The sequence below is a fragment of the Luteolibacter pohnpeiensis genome (genome assembly GCF_016595435.1).
Lineage (GTDB): Bacteria > Verrucomicrobiota > Verrucomicrobiia > Verrucomicrobiales > Akkermansiaceae > Luteolibacter > Luteolibacter pohnpeiensis.
The window spans coordinates 65,335-84,943 of the sequence record NZ_JAENIJ010000015.1 but is presented as its reverse complement, the minus strand read 5'-3'; the positions used below and the strand labels follow the sequence as shown (position 1 = coordinate 84,943).

The window sequence follows — 19,609 nt, the reverse complement described above, 5'->3', positions numbered from 1 at the left end:
CTTGCCTCTATGCTGGGATTTGCCCACACCTGAAGCCTCTTATCTCACCATGAATCAAGTTCTCATCATCGGAGCCGGCGGTGTCGGCAGTGTTGTTGCCCACAAATGCGCCATGATGCCGGAGGTTTTCGGCGAGATTACTTTGGCGTCTCGCACTTTGTCCAAGTGCGATGCGATAGCGGCAGAGGTGAAATATCGGACTGGTCGCGAGATCGCAACTGCGCAAGTGGATGCCGATGATGTGGCTGCTACTGCAGAGTTGATTCGCCAAACTGGGGCGAAGCTGGTGATCAACGTCGCTCTGCCTTATCAGGATCTCACCATCATGGATGCCTGTCTTGAGGCGGGTGCGGATTATCTGGATACGGCGAACTATGAGCCCAAGGACGTGGCGAAGTTTGAATATTCATGGCAATGGGCCTATCAGGAGAAATTTGAGCAAGCAGGACTCTGCGCCCAGCTTGGCTCGGGTTTTGACCCGGGGGTGACGAATGTTTTTACCGCTTGGGCGCTGAAGCATCACTTTGATGAAATCCACACTCTCGACATCATTGATGTGAACGGTGGCGACCACGGCAAGGCATTCGCCACCAATTTCAATCCGGAAATCAACATCCGGGAGGTGACGGCGCCATGTCGCCATTTTGAAAATGGAGATTTTGTCGAGACGGCCCCGATGTCACTTCATCAGTCGTTCGTCTGTCCGGATGGCGTTGGGACTTTCGAAATTTATCGGATGTATCACGAAGAGCTGGAATCCTTGGTGAAACACATCCCGACCATCAAACGGGCTCAATTTTGGATGTCATTCTCACCGAATTACCTTAAGCACCTCGAAGTTCTGCAGAATGTGGGGATGACCCGGATCGATTCCGTCTCATATCAGGGGGTGGAGATCATTCCTTTGCAATTTCTCAAGGCGGTGCTGCCGAACCCGGGAGATCTTGGAGTATCGACCAAGGGGCGGACTTGCATTGGCAATGTGATCACAGGGATCAAGGATGGCCAGTTCAAGGCCATCTACATCTGGAATATCTGCGATCACGAGGCATGCTTCGCAGAAGTCGGGTCGCAAGCGATATCCTACACCACCGGGGTGCCCGCCATGATTGGAGCAAAACAAGTGTTGGCTGGCAGCTGGCGCAAGCCTGGCGTCTGGAACATGGAGCAGCAGGATCCGGACCTATTTATGCAGGATTTAAACGAAAATGGCCTCCCCTGGAGCTTCGTCGAGCTGACTCTGGAAGATGCAAAAATGCTCAAAGTGATCTGAAAAGCGCTGGAAATCAGCGTTTTCCCACTACTTTTGCAATCGCGTAAAATCCTCTTGTCACCTTTACTTCGGTCTTTCATCTTTTCGCCGTGAATTCGTTCAAAACCCTTCTTTCGCTATCGGCAATTTTCGCGGCGGGCAGCCAGATTGCTCGAGCGGATACGTATTTTACCATGGATACGACTCAGACTTTTCGGCAATATTCCGCCAAGTCGGTCGTTTTTCGCGATGGTTCTTTGAGTTTTGAGTTGTATGATGGCGATTTTACTTATCGCGCAGGCTGCGGCTCGACAGCTCAAACCAATCCAGATACTGGTATTTGCGTTCCTGGTACCAATGCTTATTTCAATGCCGTAAATGGCGATGATGGGCAGCCGGTTGATGGATTTGGAGCAAACCGCTTCCAAGTGGTGGATTCAATTGAAGAGGCCCTCACAGTTGAGCCCTCAATGCCCCAAAACGTGATCTTGCGTGCGGTTCCTGCGTCATGCACATTCCGGGTATCCTCTGAGGGTTTTGATGATCAGTCCTCAGTGGTGATCGGAACTCGCGTTGGTAGCTCTACGGTGACTTATCTGCATCAGTATAACCTCACTAAATATTTTTACTCAAAGTCTTACACTGCAAGCGATCTGAGCACGTTCGATAGTGATGTGCGGTTTAACTCGAACTATCAGTTCGATTTTCCTCGTTTGGGAACTGCTATTACTCCATCAACTTCTCCAATTCGTTTGTCCGTTCAGCATTACAAGAATGTCGACGGCTATCGAAAAGTGAATAACGCTTATCAAGGCCTGCTTTTCACCGATTTGCCAAGCTTTGTTGATGGTTTCATCGAGGTCGATCCAAGGGCTACTTTCGTTCTTCGCTGGACAATCGCAGGATCGAATCCGGTTTTGCCATCTTCGGATGAACTCCATTTCAGTTTGCTCGACTTGGCAGCAAGCCCGAATGATCCAACAATCGACACGAGCACGGTTTATTTCCCGAATTTCGCTCAAGGCGACGATGTTGATACTACGGACTCTACCTACGTGATTATGGATAATGCCGCTATCACGGCTTATTCGTTCCCGCTTGGTTTGTTTGCGGTTGGTAAATCGGTTCTGGCGAATCTCACTTACGTTCGGGAATTGAATCTTGGAACTGGTGCTTATGATGCCGGAGAGCGCTCCTTTCAGCTGCCGATCAAATTTGTGAACAGCGCTGCAGGCGGTATCTCGGTCGTGTTCCCACAAAATTCGACGGACGAAACTTTGGCATTCGATGCCGATCCTGACGGTGATGGCTACACCAACTTTGAAGAGTGGGCCCAGGGATCAAACCCAAATAGCAAATCTTCAGTTCCTTCGAACGGCACGATCTCTCAATCCACCTCATCCTCGGCACTGTCCCGTGCGGAAGGTGATACAGCATCGACTGAGTGGCAGATCTCGTTCAATAAAGTTGCATATGCAGATTCAAAAGTAAGCTACGCTGTTGAGGTTAGTGAAAACATGAAAGATTGGACTGAAATCACAGGTTCAAATGAATATTGGACTGTGACCAATGAGCTCTCTTCTGATAAGCTGATCGTGACTAGCAAGACCGGAACAGCTCCGGCCGGAAGCTTCTTCCGCATGAAAATATCATATGCTGGAGAGTAATCTCCATTTGCCGGACTAGAGGTGAACCGGAAGAAACTTCGGGAAGGTTTATCGACTGCCGAAATTTCTCAATATTCCCTCATGCCAGACCTTCTTATCGAAACCCAAGGTGAGCTGATTGCTCACCTTGGGAAAAGTAAGTCGAAGACTGGAACTCCAATTTGCGCCATCGATACCGAAGCAGATAGTCTTCATCGATATCGCGAATCTCTTTGTTTAATCCAATTCGCCATAGCGGGTGATTGCGTTCTCATCGACCCGCTAGCGATTAAAGACCTTAGCTCTTTGAGTGATTTTCTATCGGATGCCACCGTTTGGATGCATGGCGCCGATTACGACATGACCATGCTGAAGCGTCAGTTTGGTCAGCTCCCCGCCAAAGTATACGATACTCAGATTGGTGCCAGGCTATTAGGCGCGCGGCGTTTTGGTCTCGGGGATTTGGTTGAAAACTATTTCGGTGTAGAACTTTCAAAATCTTCTCAAAAAGCGGATTGGGGCAAACGCCCTTTATCGGAGAAGATGATCGACTACGCATTGAATGACGTCCGTTACTTGCTTGAGATGGGCGAGAAAATCGTGGCGGATCTCAAGGCGAAAGATCGTTACTCTTGGTTTGAAGAAAGTTGCGCAGCTGCCCAAGCGAAAGTTTGGGAGCGTGATGAAAATCGAGATGAAGCATGGCGAATTCAAGGCTCTGGCAAATTGCCCCCGCTCGGACTCGCCTATCTTCGTGCGCTGTGGCATTGGCGTGATCGTGAGGCAGCATCTTGGGATAAGCCTTCTTTCATGGTGGTCGCCAACCGGCAACTGATCGAATGGTGTGGAATCTTGCTCGATCAACGCGAAGTGGTGCTTCCCCATCATTACCGATCGGATCGGGTGAAACGCTTCAAGGATGCGGTGGAAGAAGTTGGAGCCCTGCCAAAATCGGAGCTTCCGCAACGTCCGCAAAATAAAAGGCGGAAGCGTGACAAGGATTTTGACCGAAAGGTGGATGCCTTGCTTAAGACGCGTGAACGAGTTGCCACCGAATTGGATATTGAAGGTTCTTTGATTGCCCCACGCGCTGTTTTGGAGGCTGTTGCAGGGGGGGAGTCCGATCCGGCCGATCTGCTTTTAGTTTGGCAGCGCAAGTGCCTTGGGCTGTAGCAGTTGGTTTGCAGAAATAGATAAGTAGCAATTTTGCGGATGATCAAACGATGTATAAACTTGCGTTTATGGCCGTGCGATTCCTACGTTTTCACGTGTTGCTTGGCATTTGCTGTGCAGCTCATCCAAACGTAGATTTTCCCCGTGGTTAACCGAAGATACCTCCCCCAAATCGGTAGTTTGCCAGCATCCTCACAGGTGTTCAACTGCCCGAGCTGCCGTCAGCAGCTGACGTTGCCCCCTGACTCCATGTCGAAAAGTGGGCCATGTCCTTTTTGTCGAGCATGGATCACATCCCCTGCAAACCTTCAATTCACAGCGGCTTCGAGTCCATTCATGTCGGCCTCCCAGCGAGCTAGTCGCGAGCCTTCGGGTGTGCCGGCACCAGCATTTCCGGGGCGGTCCCGCCGTCGTAGTGGGATTGTGGCCGATGTCATGGTTGATCGTGGTGATGTGGAAAAGCGTGAACTGAAGCGGATTGGTCTTATCGTGGCTGCATTTGTATTCACGATTTCACTGATTTTGGGAGTTGCGCTCTTTTTGCAAGATTGGCGCAGTCACTGAATTTGCTTTATCCACCTGACGTACAATCGATTGTATCGATCTTTGCGGTCTTTGGAAAAGCGAGATTTTGCGACAAAGTTCCTTGTTTCCGCCCCCTATATTTCGGACCCTTTGGTCGCACCATGTCCGAGTCCTCGAATGAGCCGAAGAATGCCGATACCCAAGTCGGCGCCCAGCAGCAATACGATGCCGCACAGATTGATAAACTCGAAGGCCTTGAGGCCGTTCGCAAGCGCCCGGGGATGTATATCGGCGATCCCGATGAGCGTGGCTTGCACCACTGCGTGTTCGAGGTTCTCGACAACTCCATTGACGAGCATTTGGCGGGCTACTGCGATCGCATCAAAATCTCGATCCATGTCGATGGCTCGGTTTCCGTGGCCGACAATGGTCGGGGAATTCCGGTCGATATGCACCCGAAATTCGGCATTCCCGCAGTTGAATTGGTGCTGACCAATCTCCACGCCGGCGGCAAATTCGGCCAAGGGGCCTACAAATATTCAGGTGGTCTTCACGGTGTTGGCGCGAAATGCGTGAACGCCCTTTCGGATTGGTTCCGGGCGGATATTTCGCGGGGTGGCAAGATTCACCGCATTGCCTTCGAGCGCGGAAAAACCACGGAACAGCTTCATGTGATCGGGGATTCGCCGAGCGAACGAACCGGTACCACCATTACCTTTTTCCCGGATGCGACGATCTTTGTCGATACCATCGAGTTCAAGTTCGATCGCCTCGCTACCCGCCTTCGGGAGTTGGCGTTCCTCAACCCCGGTTTGACGATCGATCTGGAAGACGAGCGGCCGGAATCGGCGAAAAAGACCTCATTTTTCTACGCCAAAGGGATTGAAGAATTCGTCGCCCAGCTCGGCGAAAACAAAACCATCATCCACGACGAGCCGATCATCGTCCACGGCCGCCGTCAGATCGAACTGGATTACGATGGAAAAACCACGACCGACGATGTGTTCGCCGACGTGGTGTTCCAATACAACGACTCCTACAACGATCAGATTCTCTGCTTTGCAAACTCGATCCCGAACGGCGACGGTGGCACTCACCTCACCGGATTCCGCACGGCGCTGACCCGAGGCGTGAACCAGTATGCCAAACTCAATAAAATTCTAAAGGACAAGGATCCTGCCTTGAGTGGGGATGACGTCCGCGAAGGATTGATTTGCGTGATCTCGGTCAAAATGCCGAACCCGCGCTTCAGTTCGCAGACCAAGGATAAGCTGGTAAATGCTGAAATCGAGGGGGTTGTGTCCTCCATCGTTTACGAAGGCTTGATGCAGTATTTCGATGAAAATCCTGCTCTGGCACGCAAGGTGATCGAAAAGTCCGTCAACGCAGCCCGTGCCCGTGAGGCCGCGCGCAAGGCTCGCGAGACGGTTCGCAAGTCGGCCCTTTCCGGCGGCGGATTGCCCGGCAAGCTCGCGGATTGCTCCGAGCGCGACCCGTCGAAATCCGAACTTTATATTGTCGAAGGTGACTCCGCCGGTGGCTCCGCCAAACAGGGCCGCGACCGGCGGACGCAGGCGATCCTTCCGCTGCGGGGTAAGTTGATCAACGTCGAGAAAGCCCGTCTTCACCGTGCGCTGCAGAATAAGGAAATCCAGTCGATGATCACCGCGATTGGCGCAGGGATCGGCGATGGTGAGCAAGAGGGTTCATTCGATATTTCGAAAGTTCGTTATCACAAGATCGTGATCATGACCGATGCCGACGTCGACGGCTCGCACATCCGAACGCTGCTGCTGACGTTTTTCTGCCGCCACATGCCGGAGTTGGTGAAACAGGGCTACCTCTACATTGCGCAGCCGCCACTTTACCTGGTCACCCGGAAAAAGCGCTCGGAGTATGTGCAGGATAACAATCAACTTAATCGAATTCTCATCGATCTCGGCGCAGGTGAAGTGACGCTGAAATCCTATGATGGTTCTCACAGTTACACGGCCGAGGAACTTAAGGAGATTCTTGAAATTCTTTCATCGCTGTTCCGTTTTTCCGATTCGATCGAAGGAAATGGCGGAAATTTCCGGGAATATTTAAGTGCTCGCCGAGGCGGGAAATTGCCTGATTTCATGGTTCGCATCCGCACCGGAAACGACGAAGAAGTCGTGTATTTCCCGGACGAAACCGCACTGCGTTCCTTTGCCGCGACGAATCGAGATCTGCGATTGTTTGACGAAACACTCACGCCTGAGGAAGTGCTTTCATTTGTTGGCCCCTCGCGCCGAGCTGTATTAAAGGAACTTCACGAGTCTCACGCGATTGAGCGGATTTTCTCACGACTCGCCGAACGTGGATTCGATACCGAGCGATTCTTTGCAGATGACCAACCGCTTTATGAGTTGGTTGAGGGAGAGGGAGATAAACAGCAGGTATCTCCAGTGTTCAGTGTTCCAGAAATTTTGACCCGTGTTCTGGAGATTGGCCGTAAAGGGATTCAAATCAAACGATTCAAGGGACTGGGCGAAATGAATGCCAAGGAACTTTTCGAGACGACGATGGATCCCGGAAAGAGGCAATTCCTGCGTGTCCGTCTGGATGAAGACAACGCGGTCGAAGCCGACAAAATGTTTGATGTTCTGATGGGTGATATCGTCGAGCCACGCAAGCGATTCATCGAAGACAACGCACTCAACGTCCGCAACCTCGACGTCTGATTCTAACTTTTTCCCGATTCCATTTCTGATGTCTGACGATCATATCAAGCCCATCAATGTCGCTGACGAACTCTCCCAGTCGTTTCTGGAGTATTCGATGTCGGTGATTATTTCTCGTGCCCTTCCGGATGTACGTGACGGGCTCAAGCCTTCCCAGCGGCGTATTCTTTTCGCGATGCGCGAGTTGAATCTGGCTCCAGGAAAGCAACACATTAAGTGCGCGAAGATTTGCGGTGACACTTCGGGTAACTATCACCCCCACGGTGAGTCTGTGATTTATCCCACTCTGGTCAACATGGGCCAGAAATGGTCAATGCGCGATACATTGATCGATGGGCAGGGAAATTTCGGTTCGGTTGAAGGCGATCCGCCTGCTGCGATGAGGTATACGGAGGCGAGGTTGACCCATCTTGGAATGGCAATGATGGATGATCTCGACAAGGAAACGGTCGATTTCATTCCCAATTACGATGAACGACTTACTGAACCTACTGTACTACCTTCAGCGTTTCCCAACTTCTTGGTGAACGGGGGTACTGGAATCGCCGTAGGTATGGCGACCAATTTGGCGTCGCACAATTTGGGCGAAGTGGTCGACGCCATCTGCGCTCAAATCGACAAACCGGATATTACGCTTCCGGAATTGATGCAATACGTAAAGGGACCGGATTTCGCGGTTCCTACGGAAATTCGCGGCATCCGAGGGATTGAGGATTATTTCCGCACGGGGCGTGGTTCCATGCGGATGCGGGGGAAAATGGAGATCGAAGAAACCGAATCGGGTCGTTCGATGATCGTTATTCGGGAAGTGCCGTATGGAGTCAACCGAGCGACCTTGCAGGAACGCATTGCTGAATTGGTTAATGAGAAGACTCTGACCGGAATCTCTGGAATGCGCGATCTTTCCGATGAGGAAACCCGCATCGAGATCGAGCTGAAGCGTGATGCGCGGCCTCAAGTGGTTGTGAATCAGTTGTTCAAGCTGACTCAGATGGAAACTTCCTTCAGCGTCAACATGCTGGCGATTCACCAGAATCGTCCGAAGCAGCTTTCGCTGAAAGAGGCGATCGATTGCTACATCGAGCACCGCCGCGAAGTGGTGGTTCGCCGCACCCGCTATTTGCTGAACAAGGCAGAGGAACGCGCCGAGCTTTTGGAGGCTTATCTGTTAGCCCTCGGCCACTTGGATGATTTCATCAATATCATCCGTTCCTCGAAAAACCGGGATGAAGCGCGCGTCCGTTTGGCAGCATATACTTTCCCTGCCTCGACAGCCGAAGGCCTCGGCATTTTGATCCGATCCCAGGCTTCGATTTCTGGCGATACCTACACGTTCAGCGAGCGTCAGGTGAACGCGATCCTCGAGCTCCGACTCTATCAACTTACCGGTCTCGAGCGGGATAAGGTGAAAGGCGAATACGACGAGGTGATCGAAAACATCAAGGACCTGATGGATATTCTCGCCCGTGAAGTTCGCGTGCTGACCATCATCAAGGACGAGCTGCTTGCGATCAAAGAGAAGTACGCTACTCCTCGTAAGTGCCCGATCGTTGCCGAAGTCGGCGAGGTCGCGATGGAAGATCTGATCGCGAATGATGCGATGATCGTGACCCTTTCGCACCGCGGTTATGTCAAACGCACTCCTTCTACCGAATATCGACTTCAGGGTCGCGGCGGCAAGGGCCTGAAAGGCATGGAGACGCGGGCTGCCAAGTCGAAGGATGAAGAAGCGGATTTCATTGAGCACCTTTTCAGCGTCCAAGCGCACGACTACCTGCTGTTCTTCACCAACACCGGTCGGATGTATGTCGAACGCGTTTACGAACTTCCAGAAGGTTCGCGCACCGCGATGGGGCGCAGCATCCAGAATGTTCTGAACCTCAAGCCGGAAGAAAAGATCGCCGCCCTGCTTCGCTTGGAGCGCACGGTGGACGAAGACGGCAATGACATCACGTTCCGTGAGGATGCTGGCTTTGTGTTTTTCGCAACTCGCAGTGGCAAGGTGAAGAAAACCGCGCTGAACGATTTCCGCAACTACCGCAAAGACGGCATCATCGCCATCAATCTGGAGGAAGAAAACGAGCTCATCGGGGTGAGACTGACTTCCGGTTCGGACGAAATCATTCTCGTTACCCACGAAGGCATTAGTCTCCGGTTCCACGAAGACGATACTCGCTCAATGGGCCGCAACACAGCGGGCGTGATGGGCATTCGCCCGAGCACGACCGACTACGTGATCGGCTTGGCGCTGGTAACTCCGGGATCAACCTTGTTGGTCGCTTCAGAAAACGGTCTTGGAAAGCGGACGGCGTTCGATGAATACCGTCGTCAGTCCCGTGGCGGAAAAGGCATCATTACCATGAAGGTCACGGAGAAAACCGGCCCGGTGGTAGGTGCGGTTACCGTCACCGAAGAGGATGAAATGATGTTGATGACCTCAACGGGCCAGAGCATCCGAATCCGTGTCAGTGAAATCCGTGAAACCGGCCGCAATGCTCAGGGAGTCAAATTGCTTACCCTGAAAGCCGGGGAGAAACTTCAGGATATTTCGTTGGTGATCCCAGATGGTGAGGACTCGCCTGGTGAATCAAGCGATCAGGTGGCTGAAGACGAATCTTCCACCGAAGATGAGCAAAACGAGGGCGAAGGCTGAGACCTTGCCCCCGTGTGAGGCGGAGCGCTTGAGTTGGTGGAATTAGGATTCCGCCAGCCAGGCGTCCATGCCGCCGGTTACGTTGGTCACGTTCTCAAATCCGTTGGCGATTAGAAAATCGACGGCTTTTGCAGAACGTCCGCCGGATTTGCAATGGACGATGATTTCGCGGTCCTTCGGCAAGCGATCGATTTGGTCTGGCAAGGTTGCGAGCGGGATCAACTCGGCTTGGGGAATGTTCGCGACGGCATGTTCATGAGGTTCGCGGACATCAATGAGGACAGCGTCGAAATCGCCATTCAGGCGTTTGCGGAGTTCGGAGGTGGTGATGGATTGCATGTTGGGATCGTCTACTTGGCAGGTTGCGGGTGCGGTGGTTTCCGCATTTTCCGTGGAAAAAATGGAGGGGTGATCGCCACAAAGCCGGCATGTGGTGTCGCGGCGAAGTTTGATGGAGCGGAATGAAGTACTAAGTGCATCGTAGATCACCAATTTGCCGAGTGGCGGCTCACCGAGTCCGAGGATGAGCTTGATGGCTTCCATCGCCTGAAGCGATCCGATAATGCCGGGGAGCACCCCAAGAACTCCGGCTTCGTTGCACGAAGGAACGGCTCCGGGTGCCGGGCTGGTTGGAATGAGGCAGCGATAACACGGCCCACCGAGATGGGGGGCAAACACGCTCACTTGCCCTTCAAAGCGATGAATCGCGCCGTAGACCAAAGGTTTTTTCAAAAAGAACGCGGTATCGTTGGTCAGAAAGCGGGTTGGGAAATTGTCGCAGCCATCGAGAATGATGTCGTAGCTCTCGGCGATCGATCGCGCGTTTGCTGGCGTGAAGCGAACCGGGTGCTGCTCGACCGTAATGTGCGGATTGATTTCCCGCAGGCGGTCGGCGGCGCTTTCGAGTTTTGGTTTCCCGATCCAGGATTCACCGTGAAGAATCTGGCGTTGAAGATTGGATGCATCGACCACATCGGGATCCACCAATCCCAAACGGCCGACTCCGGCCGCGGCGAGATACAGCGCAGCGGGCGAGCCGAGACCTCCGGTTCCGATGAGCAGAACCGACGCGTTTTTCAATTTCATCTGCCCGTCCGGACCCACACCGGGGATGATCAGGTGACGTGAGTAGCGAAGGAGTTCAGCTTGAGAAAGTGCCGATGGCATGGCGCAAACATGGCGCACTCGGGGGCGACGTCCAATCGCGAATGTCTCCAGCCGGGGAAACCTTTTTTCATCCATGCATCCTGTGGTAATTTCGGCCCATGGCTGAAGTGCTCTCGACATTCAATTTAAAGCCCGGTGATGCAGCACCTGATTTTACCCTGCCAAATGCCAAGGGGCAGCTGGCGACCCTGGCGGGATGCTTGGGAAAAGGGGGATTGCTGGTGGTTTTCGCCTGCAACCATTGCCCGTTTGTGGTTCACCTTGCCGCTGCACTGGCGGACTTTGCTCGTGAAGTCAGCGCGTTCGAAATTGGCACCGTTGCGATCAATTCGAATGATCTGGAGAAATATCCGCAGGACGGACCGGAAAAAATGGAGGAGTTCGCTGCCGAGTATGGCTGGGATTTTCCGTATCTGCTCGACGAATCACAGGAAGTTGCCCGCGCCTATGGGGCTGCCTGCACACCGGATTTTTTCCTGTTCGATGGTGATGGAAAACTGGTTTACGCCGGGCAATTCGATGGCACCCGCCCGCGAAGCGGCGATCAGCCGGATGGGGCGGATCTGCGCAATGCCGTGAAACGGATGCTGGCAGGTGATTTGCCGATCGAGAACGTTTATCCAAGCAGTGGTTGCAATATCAAATGGAAAGTGGGTAATGCGCCCTCTTGGTGGTCAACCCCTAGCTGACCGCTTGACCAACACGCAACCGCTGGGGATGCTGCACCGGTGCGCTCTGTTTTAGTGACTGGAGGAAATGGCGGTCTCGGCCTTGGGATCGGTCGTTATTTTCTGGAGCAGGACCCCGAATGCCGAGTTTGGCTGGGGGTTCGGAACAATCGTGCAGCGGCGGAATCGCTGGTATCTGAATACCCGGATCGATGCACCTGCTTGACCTTGGAAGTTACGGATCTTGAGGCATGGAAATCCGCGATCGAGCAGATTGTGGCGAGCGACGGGCAATTGGATGTTTTGGTCAACAATGCCGGAATGCATCGCGATGGATTGCTGGCGGCGATGGAGGCGGAGACGTGGCATGACGTGATTTCAGCCAATTTGGATTCCGTATTTTTCGGCTGTAAGGCCGTGATTTTGCAGATGATGCGTCAACGCAGCGGACGCATCGTCAACATCGGCTCGCTGAGTTCGATAATGCCGCCTCTGGGCCAGACAAACTACGCAGCGGCGAAGGCCGGGGTGGTGGCGCTGACCCGGACGTTGGCGAAGGAAGTTGCCCGCTCCGGCATCACGGTCAATGCGGTCCTGCCAGGATACATTGAAACCGAAGCCTTGTCGGGAATGGATGAGGAAGCGCGGAAAAAAGCCAAATCAGGCATACCGATGCGGCGTTTTGGGAAAGTGACCGAGGTTGCGGCCGCCGTGTATTTCCTCGCTGCTGGCGAAGCCTCATACATTACGGGTTCATCATTAAAGATTGACGGCGGAATTTTCTGAAGATTTGAAAAACAACGACATGCAAGGCGAGGAACTGAGACAGCGGATCAAAGAAGTGATGGTTGAAGAGCTGATGCTCGAAATGGAACCAGCTGAAATCGGTGACACCACGCCGATTTTCGGAGGCGATGGGCTGGGACTGGACTCGGTCGACGCCTTGCAATTGGTCGTGGCACTTGAAAAGTACTTCGGCTTGAAAATCGGCAATGCGGGTGAAGCCAAAGGCATTCTCGAAAGTGTCGAAACCATCGCGCAGGAAATCGAGAAATCCGCGTGAAAAACGCGCTGCTGTTTTTGCTGAAGCTGGTGCTCACCGCGGTTTGCCTGTGGTGGGCCTTTTCCAAAGTGGATTGGCGCCACTCCGTGCTGACCCGACCGGGGGCGATGGATTTCCGTTGGCTTGCAGCCGGAGCCGGGTTCGCAGGACTTGCTGTGGTGCTGACCGCATTGCGTTGGCTGGCGTTTTTGGATGCCCAGTCACTGCGCATTTCCTTGGGCCGGGCGGTTGAGCTGACCATGATCGGCAACTTGTTCAATTTGGTCTCGTTCGGCGGAATTGGTGGCGATGCGGCACGGGTGATTTTGTTGAATCGGGATCGGCCGAACCACAAGGTTCTCATCACCATGACGATCCTGATGGACCACCTGATGGGGCTGGTCGCATTGGCACTGGTGTTTTTTGTGATTTCAGCGGTTCAGTTCGATGCGCTCGCGGAACAAAGCCGGTTGGGGAAAGAGGTGATTCGCTTCGCTTGGGTCACCCTGGGAGGCGGGTTGCTGATGATCGCCCTGATTTTCATCTGCGCCTCTCCGCCGGTGCATCAGCGAATTCACGCGAACGGCCGCTTCGATCGCTTTCCAATCATGCGGCAAATGCCGGAAATTTACGACGTCTATCGCCGGAAATGGAGGCACATGCTCGTCGGGCTTGGTCTTTCGCTGCTTCTGCTGGCGGCCTACTTTGCCTCGTTTTGGTGTGGCCTTCGGGCTGTCGGAGGAACGGCCTCAGCGGGGACGATTTTCACGGCGATGCCTGTAATCGATTCCATCTGTTCCATGCCGGTTTCTGTAGGTGGCGTGGGAGTGCGGGAAAAACTGTTCGAGGTTTTGCTCAAGGATCTCGCTGGCGTGCCTGCAACGATAGCCGTGGCGGCATCTCTTGCGGGTTTTGCCTGCAATGTTTTTTGGGCGCTGGTTGGAGCCTTGTTTTTCCTGAAACCTCGTGACCGGTTTCACCGTCACGACTTCGAAAATGCAGCCGGTTAAGCCCGCTTTCTACGAATCAGCAATCCAAGTGCTGAGCCGATGAAAAGCAATGATGAGGAGGGTTCCGGCACCAGGGCGCGAACCAGCGAATCGTAACGAGCCCCAGTAACCACACCGTCGATTGCGGGATCTGCGGCTGTTGCTGATTCTAGGATCGCATCGGTACTTTCAGCCAGAGGTGAATCGATAGGATCAGACGAGTTCAGAGTCTCAAACCCCGGGGGGAGGCTGCCCGCGAAATAAGCGCCGACGATGTTCCAGCCCGGCAATGAGCCGGAACCGTGGCGGATTCTCATGACGAGAAACAGGTCTGATTCACGATCCGGATCGAGCCTCAGGCTCGTGGTTCCAGAAGAAGCCAAAATGTCGATAAAGTCGGAATCCGCCCAGTCAATCTGGGTGGAGATCATCCTGAAATCCTGATTCAGCAACGCTGCGTCCCAGGTTTCTGAAGGTGTTGCGAGCAGATCGGAGAACGGTGTGCCGTCCGGAGAAATGACTGCAGCAGACGACACTTCCTGACCCAGCCATGCGCAGGCAGCAACTACCGCAAGGCATGGCAATCTCAGCAGCGGAATCTGGATTTTCATGGATTCGGAGGACATCAACGGATCTTTGTTGCAGGCGAGACTTGTAGAAAAGGTGACATTAGGCAATGGATAAATCAGTTGTTTGATCCAGAAACTCAATCATGTCGCCTCCTTCTCGATCAGAGGTTCGCCCTAATCTTTCGCGGAGCGAGGGTCGAGCGCATCACGCAAACCATCTCCCAGGAAATTCAACGCGAACAAAGTAGCGGAGAATAAAAGAGTTGGGAAGAACAGCAGCCAGATGTTCGACAGCATCAAATTCGCCCCTTCGTTGATGAGATTTCCCCAGGAAGCGTAAGGAGGTTTTACGCCCATGCCGAGGAAGGACAGAGTGGCCTCGAATAACATCACGCTGGGAATGGTAAGCGTGGTGTAAACGATGATGGGGCCGAGTGTGTTGGGCAGAATATGGCGGAAAAGGATGCGGAAATTACCCAGTCCGAGCGAGCGCGCTGCTTCCACAAATTCCTGTTTGGCAACGCCTTGTACCTGAGCACGAACAATCCGTGAAACCGTGAGCCAGGAAAGGGCTCCGATTGCAACGAAGAGCGGAACCAGCGTGGTAATCGGCTCGATCCAGGCTCGGGTGGCATTGATCGATTCAACCGATGCATCCGCAGAAGTGAACCAGCCAACGACGGTATCGGTGAGTTTGGCCGTAGCCGGCTCAATGGTTTTCCCGAGTAGAATGACAATGATCAGGAAAGGAAGGGCATACAGAATGTCCACAATCCGCATCATGATGGCATCGGTTCTTCCACTGACGTATCCGGAAATCGCCCCATAACAGACCCCGATCGTGACGGATACCAAAGTAGTGATCAGACCAACCGCAATCGAGATGCGGCCTCCATAAACAACTCGGGCGAAGATATCCCGGCCGAGATTATCCGTGCCAAACCAGTGTGCGCCGGATGGGGCTAGATTTTTGTCAGGGAGTGCTTGGGCGTTTGGATCATGTAGGAAGCCCAGAAGTGGTAGAACCAGACAGCAAAAGATGATGACCGTGAGGACGATGAGACTGATGAGGGCGGCGCGATTCCGCATCAGGCGGTGGCGAGCATCGCTCCAAAGCGAATTGTTTTTTTCAGCGGTGACGGCAGACATGAAGAAAGAGGATTGTGATTTCAGCGGTTGCCACGGAGGCGTGGGTTGAGCCACATGCCGAGGAGATCGGTGATGAAATTGGCGGTGATGATCAGCAGGCCGTAAAGAAGCACGATGCCGAGGATGACAGGGGCGTCTCCGACTTGGATTGCCTTGATGAAATGGAGGCCAAGCCCTGGCATGGCAAAGATGCTTTCAATCACGACCGATCCGGAAATGATGGCAGCGAAGGCAGGGCCGATAAAGGCAACTGCTGGAATCAGGCCACCTCTCAGGCAGTGCCGGACCAATAAGCGGAAACTATCGACTCCCTTGGCGCGGGCAGTGCGGGTAAAATCTTGGTTCAAGATATCGAGCATTCCAGCTCGGGTGAGGCGGGATAAATACGCCGCGGTTGCTAGACCGAGCGTGATGGAAGGCAATATCCAGGAAGTTGGATGGGTTGCATCCCAACCCATGGCCGGGAGCAGGCTCATTCGACGGCCAAATTGATCGGCTAGAACCGGGCCGACGACAAAGCTGGGAATGCAGATGCCGATCATGGCGACGGCCATTGCAGAGTAATCCATCCAGCTATTCTTTTTCCAGGCTGCGATGACGCCAAGCGGGATGCCGATCACGATGGCCACCATCATGGCGACCACACCAAGCATGCAAGAAACCGGGAAAGCCTGGCCGATGATCTCACTGACCTGTCGACCTTCTAACCGCAAGCTGGTGCCCAGATCTTGGTTGATGATGTAATTTTTGAGCTGGATCACATACTGCACAGCAGTCGGTTTATCCAAGCCGTAGTATGCCTCAATCTTGGCGCGAATGTGCTCTGGGATGGCTCTTTCAGTGGATTTGAAGGGGCCGCCCGGGAGTGCCTTGATCAGGAAAAACGTAACGGTGAAAAGTACGAAGAGTACGAGTAAGCCCTGTAAGAGGCGTGAGAAAATATTGGCGAGCATCGGGGAAGAGAAAAGAGTTCAGGGAGCTGGCTGATTATTTTTCGAGGCGGATGGATTTCCAAGGGTGATTGTCCAGCAACAGTGGGTGCCAACCTTTGACCTCCGGGCGCAGGAGGTAATTCCGGGAATACCATGAAACCGGGATAATGGGCTGGGCCTTCATCACCATGAGTTCAGCACGTTTCAGGATTTCCAGGCGTTTGGCCGCATCTGCAGTAAGTGCGGCTTCGCTCAATAGTGCTTCATAGGCAGGATCACTCCATCCTGTGTTGTTGTTACCATTTCCCTTGGTCCAAAGATTGAGGAAAGTCGTTGGGTCAAGGTAGTCCCCGATCCAGCCTCCGACCGCGATGTCGAAGTCGAGATTTTGTTGGGCGGTCACAAATGAGCCCCAGTCTTTGATTTGAATGTCCACGAGAATATTGAGGTGCTTACGCCACATCGCTTGCATGGCTTCGATGCTGGCTTTGGCATCTGGTTTCGAAATGAGGACCGAAAAACGCGGAAAGCCTTTGCCATCTGGATAGCCCGCTTCTGCAAGCAGGGCCCGGGCCTTCTCGGGATTAAATGATAGAACCGGCTCTGGTTCGTAGGCTCCCATCTTTGGAACGAAAGAGGTCGTAGGAGTATATCCCTCCATGATGTATTTGCAGATGCTTTCCCGATCGAGCGCGAGCGAGAGCGCATTGCGAACTTTTTCATTATCAAGTCCTTTGCGCGTGGTGTTTAGCCTTACGAATACCGTGCCGACATAAGGTTCCTGGTGCAAATACTGTGGGTATTCCTTTTTCGCGGCTGGGATGAGATCGGATGGTAGCGTGTAGATATTGTGGAGCTGGCCGGAGAGAAAGGCCCGTGTTTCCGTGAAAGGATTTTCGATCGGGAAGAATCGAATGCCATTCAGGCCGACGTTTTTGGCATCCCAGTAGTAGGTGTTTCGCTCAACTTCGATGACATCGTGGAAGCGCCAGGTTTTGAGTTTGAACGGGCCGTTGCCAACCATGTTCGGCAGGACCGACCAATCCGTGAAGCGGTCCTGCATTTTGCCGAACTTGAGAATCACGTGTTTGGGAACCGGGAACCAGGTGTAGTGGCGTGTTAGAGAAGGAAGAAACGGGACCGGCTCACGGAGTTTGACGAATAAAGTGTGATCGTCGATGGCCTTGACCCCGACTTGGGAGAAATCGGTAATTTTGCCCTTATTAAATTCCTCCGCGTTCTTCAAAAAATACAACATTTCCGCATATGGACCGGCAAAATCCGGGTGCAGAAGCCGGTTGTAGGCAAAAACAAAGTCGTCAGCGGTGACGGGAACGCCATCTGACCAGCGCCCCTCGGGTTGCAAATGGAAGGTCCATTCAGTGAGGTCATCGTTGTGCTCCCAAGACGTCGCGGCGCCCGGCGGAGTTCCGTCATCGTTTTCCGGATCGTCTGCGACAAGTCCTTCAAACAAGGATGTGATGATCTTACCTTCAGGGACTCCTGTGACCTGTTGCAGGTCTAGCGACTTCGGCTCAGCAGAATTTCCGGTAAGGAAAATGCCTTCCCGATTGGCGCGTTCGACCTGGGTTTCCTTCTGGCAGGAAACTAGAAATCCGAGGGCTGGTAGGAGTAAAATGATGAGCCGGCGAAGCATGACGGCGGGATTCTTATGGCTTGGCGCGAGGATTGCAGTGGAATTTTTACCGGTAGAGAAGTTTTGTGACGCTTTGTAGGGGTGTCTTGCTTGCATGACCCGGCATCCATGTTCAAAAACAGCGCGCATCTACCGTGAAAAGCTATTTTATCCGACGACTGCTTCTGATTCCTCCAACTTTGCTTGGAATCACGCTGCTTGTCTTCACCATCACCCGATTTGTCCCCGGCGGGCCGATGCAAAGAAAGCTGCAGGAAGCCGCAAAAGGTGCGGATCAGGGTGGTAAAGGTTCCGGCGGCCCGGGCCAGTCAGGCGGTCTGAGCGAGGAGCAGCTTGAGGAGCTAGAGGAGCAATACGGATTGGATAAGCCAGTATACATCAGTTATCTGCAGTGGCTGGGTGTGATGCCAAAGGAAACCAGACTGTCAAAAGCCGAGTATGGAAGCCGAGGGGAGGAAACGATCGGCGGAGGCCTGGACATGGATCGCACCGCGGTCGTGGTTTTGAAAAATGATGGCAGGCTGGTGCACGTCAATCGCGACTCAAATGGCAATGTCGCATCGGCTGTGTTCGCTGATACGGGCAAACCGATTTCAGACCAGGGCTGGAAAGTAAAGATCGAGTCGGAAAAAGACCGGCAGGAGCGCTACCATCGCCGAAATCCGGATGCGCAGAAGCTGCCATCCTACCGGCCCAGAGCGGTTGCTTATCAAACGCGCTTCTCCGGATTGTTAGAGGGCGATCTTGGGCGGTCCACCGCTTACACGGATCGGGTGGATGAGATGATTTTGGCCCGGATGCCGGTGGCGGCTTATTTCGGAATTCTAACAGCGATCATCACCTATTCGGTTTGTATTCCGCTGGGTATTCTCAAGGCGCTGAAACACAGAACGTTTATTGATTCATTCAGTTCGGTTTTGATTTTCATCGGCTACTCCATTCCAGGATTTGCCCTGGGAGCCATTCTGTTGGTTTACCTCGGTTCTGAGAAAAACATCTTTCCCATGTTTGGACTCACGAGTCCGGATTTCGCGCAGATGACATTTTGGGGCCAAGCCAAGGATTTGGCGAGTCACACGGTTTTACCCCTGCTTTGTTATGTGGTCACCGGATTCGCGATGCTGACCATGCTCACGAAAAATAACCTGATGGATAATCTGGCGGCGGATTATGTCCGCACGGCAGTGGCGAAAGGGGTCAGCTTTCGTGGCGCGGTTTTCCGCCATGCTTTGCGCAACTCCATGATTCCCATTGCGACCACGCTCGGTAGCCTGGTTGAAGTGTTCATCGGTGGTTCCATGTTGATCGAGACCGTGTTCGACATCCAAGGTTTCGGACTCTTGCAATATCAATCAGTGATCGCGCGCGATGTGCCGGTGATCATGGGCACCCTCACCATTGCCGGCTTCCTTCTTTTGATCGGCAATGTGTTATCGGACTTCATCGTCGCGTTGGTCGATCCACGCATCAAATTTGAATAAC

16 protein-coding genes are annotated in these 19,609 nt (G+C 53.2%); 11 read left to right on the top strand and 5 right to left on the bottom strand.

The genetic code is table 11. The features are described from left to right. The first annotated feature begins 49 nt into the window (after positions 1-49). From JIN85_RS10910 to gyrA, 6 genes are all read left to right on the top strand, one after another. Positions 50-1,273: a saccharopine dehydrogenase family protein gene (locus JIN85_RS10910; protein ID WP_200270546.1), complete on the top strand. Its 1,224-nt coding sequence runs from the start codon at positions 50-52 to the stop codon at positions 1,271-1,273. An 89-nt stretch (positions 1,274-1,362) separates the two neighbouring features. Next, a complete protein-coding gene (locus tag JIN85_RS10905; protein ID WP_200270544.1) occupies positions 1,363-2,919 on the top strand; it encodes a hypothetical protein in 1,557 nt (518 codons plus the stop codon). Positions 2,920-3,000: 81 nt separating this feature from the next. Next, a complete protein-coding gene (locus JIN85_RS10900) occupies positions 3,001-4,071 on the top strand; it encodes a ribonuclease D (protein WP_200270542.1) in 1,071 nt (356 codons plus the stop codon). Between the two features lie 336 nt (positions 4,072-4,407). Then, positions 4,408-4,635 (top strand): hypothetical protein, encoded by a 228-nt coding sequence (locus JIN85_RS10895; RefSeq protein ID WP_200270540.1) that lies wholly within the window; start codon positions 4,408-4,410, stop codon positions 4,633-4,635. Between the two features lie 122 nt (positions 4,636-4,757). Continuing rightward, the gene (gyrB, locus tag JIN85_RS10890; RefSeq protein WP_200270538.1) at positions 4,758-7,301 is read left to right on the top strand and encodes a DNA topoisomerase (ATP-hydrolyzing) subunit B; all 2,544 of its coding nucleotides are present in this window, start codon (positions 4,758-4,760) and stop codon (positions 7,299-7,301) included. A 28-nt stretch (positions 7,302-7,329) separates the two neighbouring features. Further along, positions 7,330-9,954 (top strand): DNA gyrase subunit A, encoded by a 2,625-nt coding sequence (gene gyrA / locus JIN85_RS10885; RefSeq protein WP_200270536.1) that lies wholly within the window; start codon positions 7,330-7,332, stop codon positions 9,952-9,954. Between the two features lie 42 nt (positions 9,955-9,996). On the opposite strand, the gene moeB is transcribed toward gyrA, so the two are convergent. Beyond that, complete coding sequence (moeB, locus tag JIN85_RS10880; RefSeq protein WP_200270534.1) at positions 9,997-11,121, bottom strand: molybdopterin-synthase adenylyltransferase MoeB; 1,125 nt, start codon at positions 11,119-11,121, stop codon at positions 9,997-9,999. 98 nt (positions 11,122-11,219) lie between these two features. Between moeB and JIN85_RS10875 the strand changes: the two genes are divergently transcribed. From JIN85_RS10875 to JIN85_RS10860, 4 genes are read left to right on the top strand one after another with little or no spacing between them, the layout of a single operon-like run. Further along, on the top strand, positions 11,220-11,810 hold the full coding sequence (locus tag JIN85_RS10875) for a thioredoxin family protein (protein ID WP_200270532.1): 591 nt from the start codon (positions 11,220-11,222) through the stop codon (positions 11,808-11,810). 39 nt (positions 11,811-11,849) lie between these two features. Beyond that, a complete protein-coding gene (locus tag JIN85_RS10870; RefSeq protein ID WP_200270530.1) occupies positions 11,850-12,575 on the top strand; it encodes an SDR family oxidoreductase in 726 nt (241 codons plus the stop codon). Between the two features lie 4 nt (positions 12,576-12,579). Beyond that, positions 12,580-12,852, top strand: coding sequence for an acyl carrier protein (locus JIN85_RS10865; protein ID WP_234047368.1), 273 nt, complete (start codon positions 12,580-12,582; stop codon positions 12,850-12,852). Continuing rightward, a complete protein-coding gene (locus JIN85_RS10860; protein WP_200270528.1) occupies positions 12,849-13,841 on the top strand; it encodes a lysylphosphatidylglycerol synthase transmembrane domain-containing protein in 993 nt (330 codons plus the stop codon). The genes JIN85_RS10865 and JIN85_RS10860 overlap by 4 nt, the downstream gene beginning before the upstream one ends. Here JIN85_RS10860 and JIN85_RS10855 read toward each other — a convergent pair. From JIN85_RS10855 to JIN85_RS10840, 4 genes are all read right to left on the bottom strand, one after another. Further along, entirely contained in the window at positions 13,838-14,431 is a 594-nt protein-coding gene (locus JIN85_RS10855) for a PEP-CTERM sorting domain-containing protein (protein WP_200270526.1), read from the bottom strand. The genes JIN85_RS10860 and JIN85_RS10855 overlap by 4 nt on opposite strands. Before the next feature lie 132 nt (positions 14,432-14,563). Further along, on the bottom strand, positions 14,564-15,538 hold the full coding sequence (locus tag JIN85_RS10850) for an ABC transporter permease (RefSeq protein WP_200270524.1): 975 nt from the start codon (positions 15,536-15,538) through the stop codon (positions 14,564-14,566). Between the two features lie 20 nt (positions 15,539-15,558). Then, a complete protein-coding gene (locus tag JIN85_RS10845) occupies positions 15,559-16,491 on the bottom strand; it encodes an ABC transporter permease (protein ID WP_200270522.1) in 933 nt (310 codons plus the stop codon). Between the two features lie 34 nt (positions 16,492-16,525). After that, positions 16,526-18,127 (bottom strand): peptide ABC transporter substrate-binding protein, encoded by a 1,602-nt coding sequence (locus JIN85_RS10840; RefSeq protein WP_200270520.1) that lies wholly within the window; start codon positions 18,125-18,127, stop codon positions 16,526-16,528. Between the two features lie 134 nt (positions 18,128-18,261). Here JIN85_RS10840 and JIN85_RS10835 point away from each other — a divergent pair, with 134 nt between their 5' ends. Further along, a complete protein-coding gene (locus tag JIN85_RS10835; protein WP_200270518.1) occupies positions 18,262-19,608 on the top strand; it encodes an ABC transporter permease subunit in 1,347 nt (448 codons plus the stop codon). The last annotated feature ends 1 nt before the right edge of the window (position 19,609 follow it).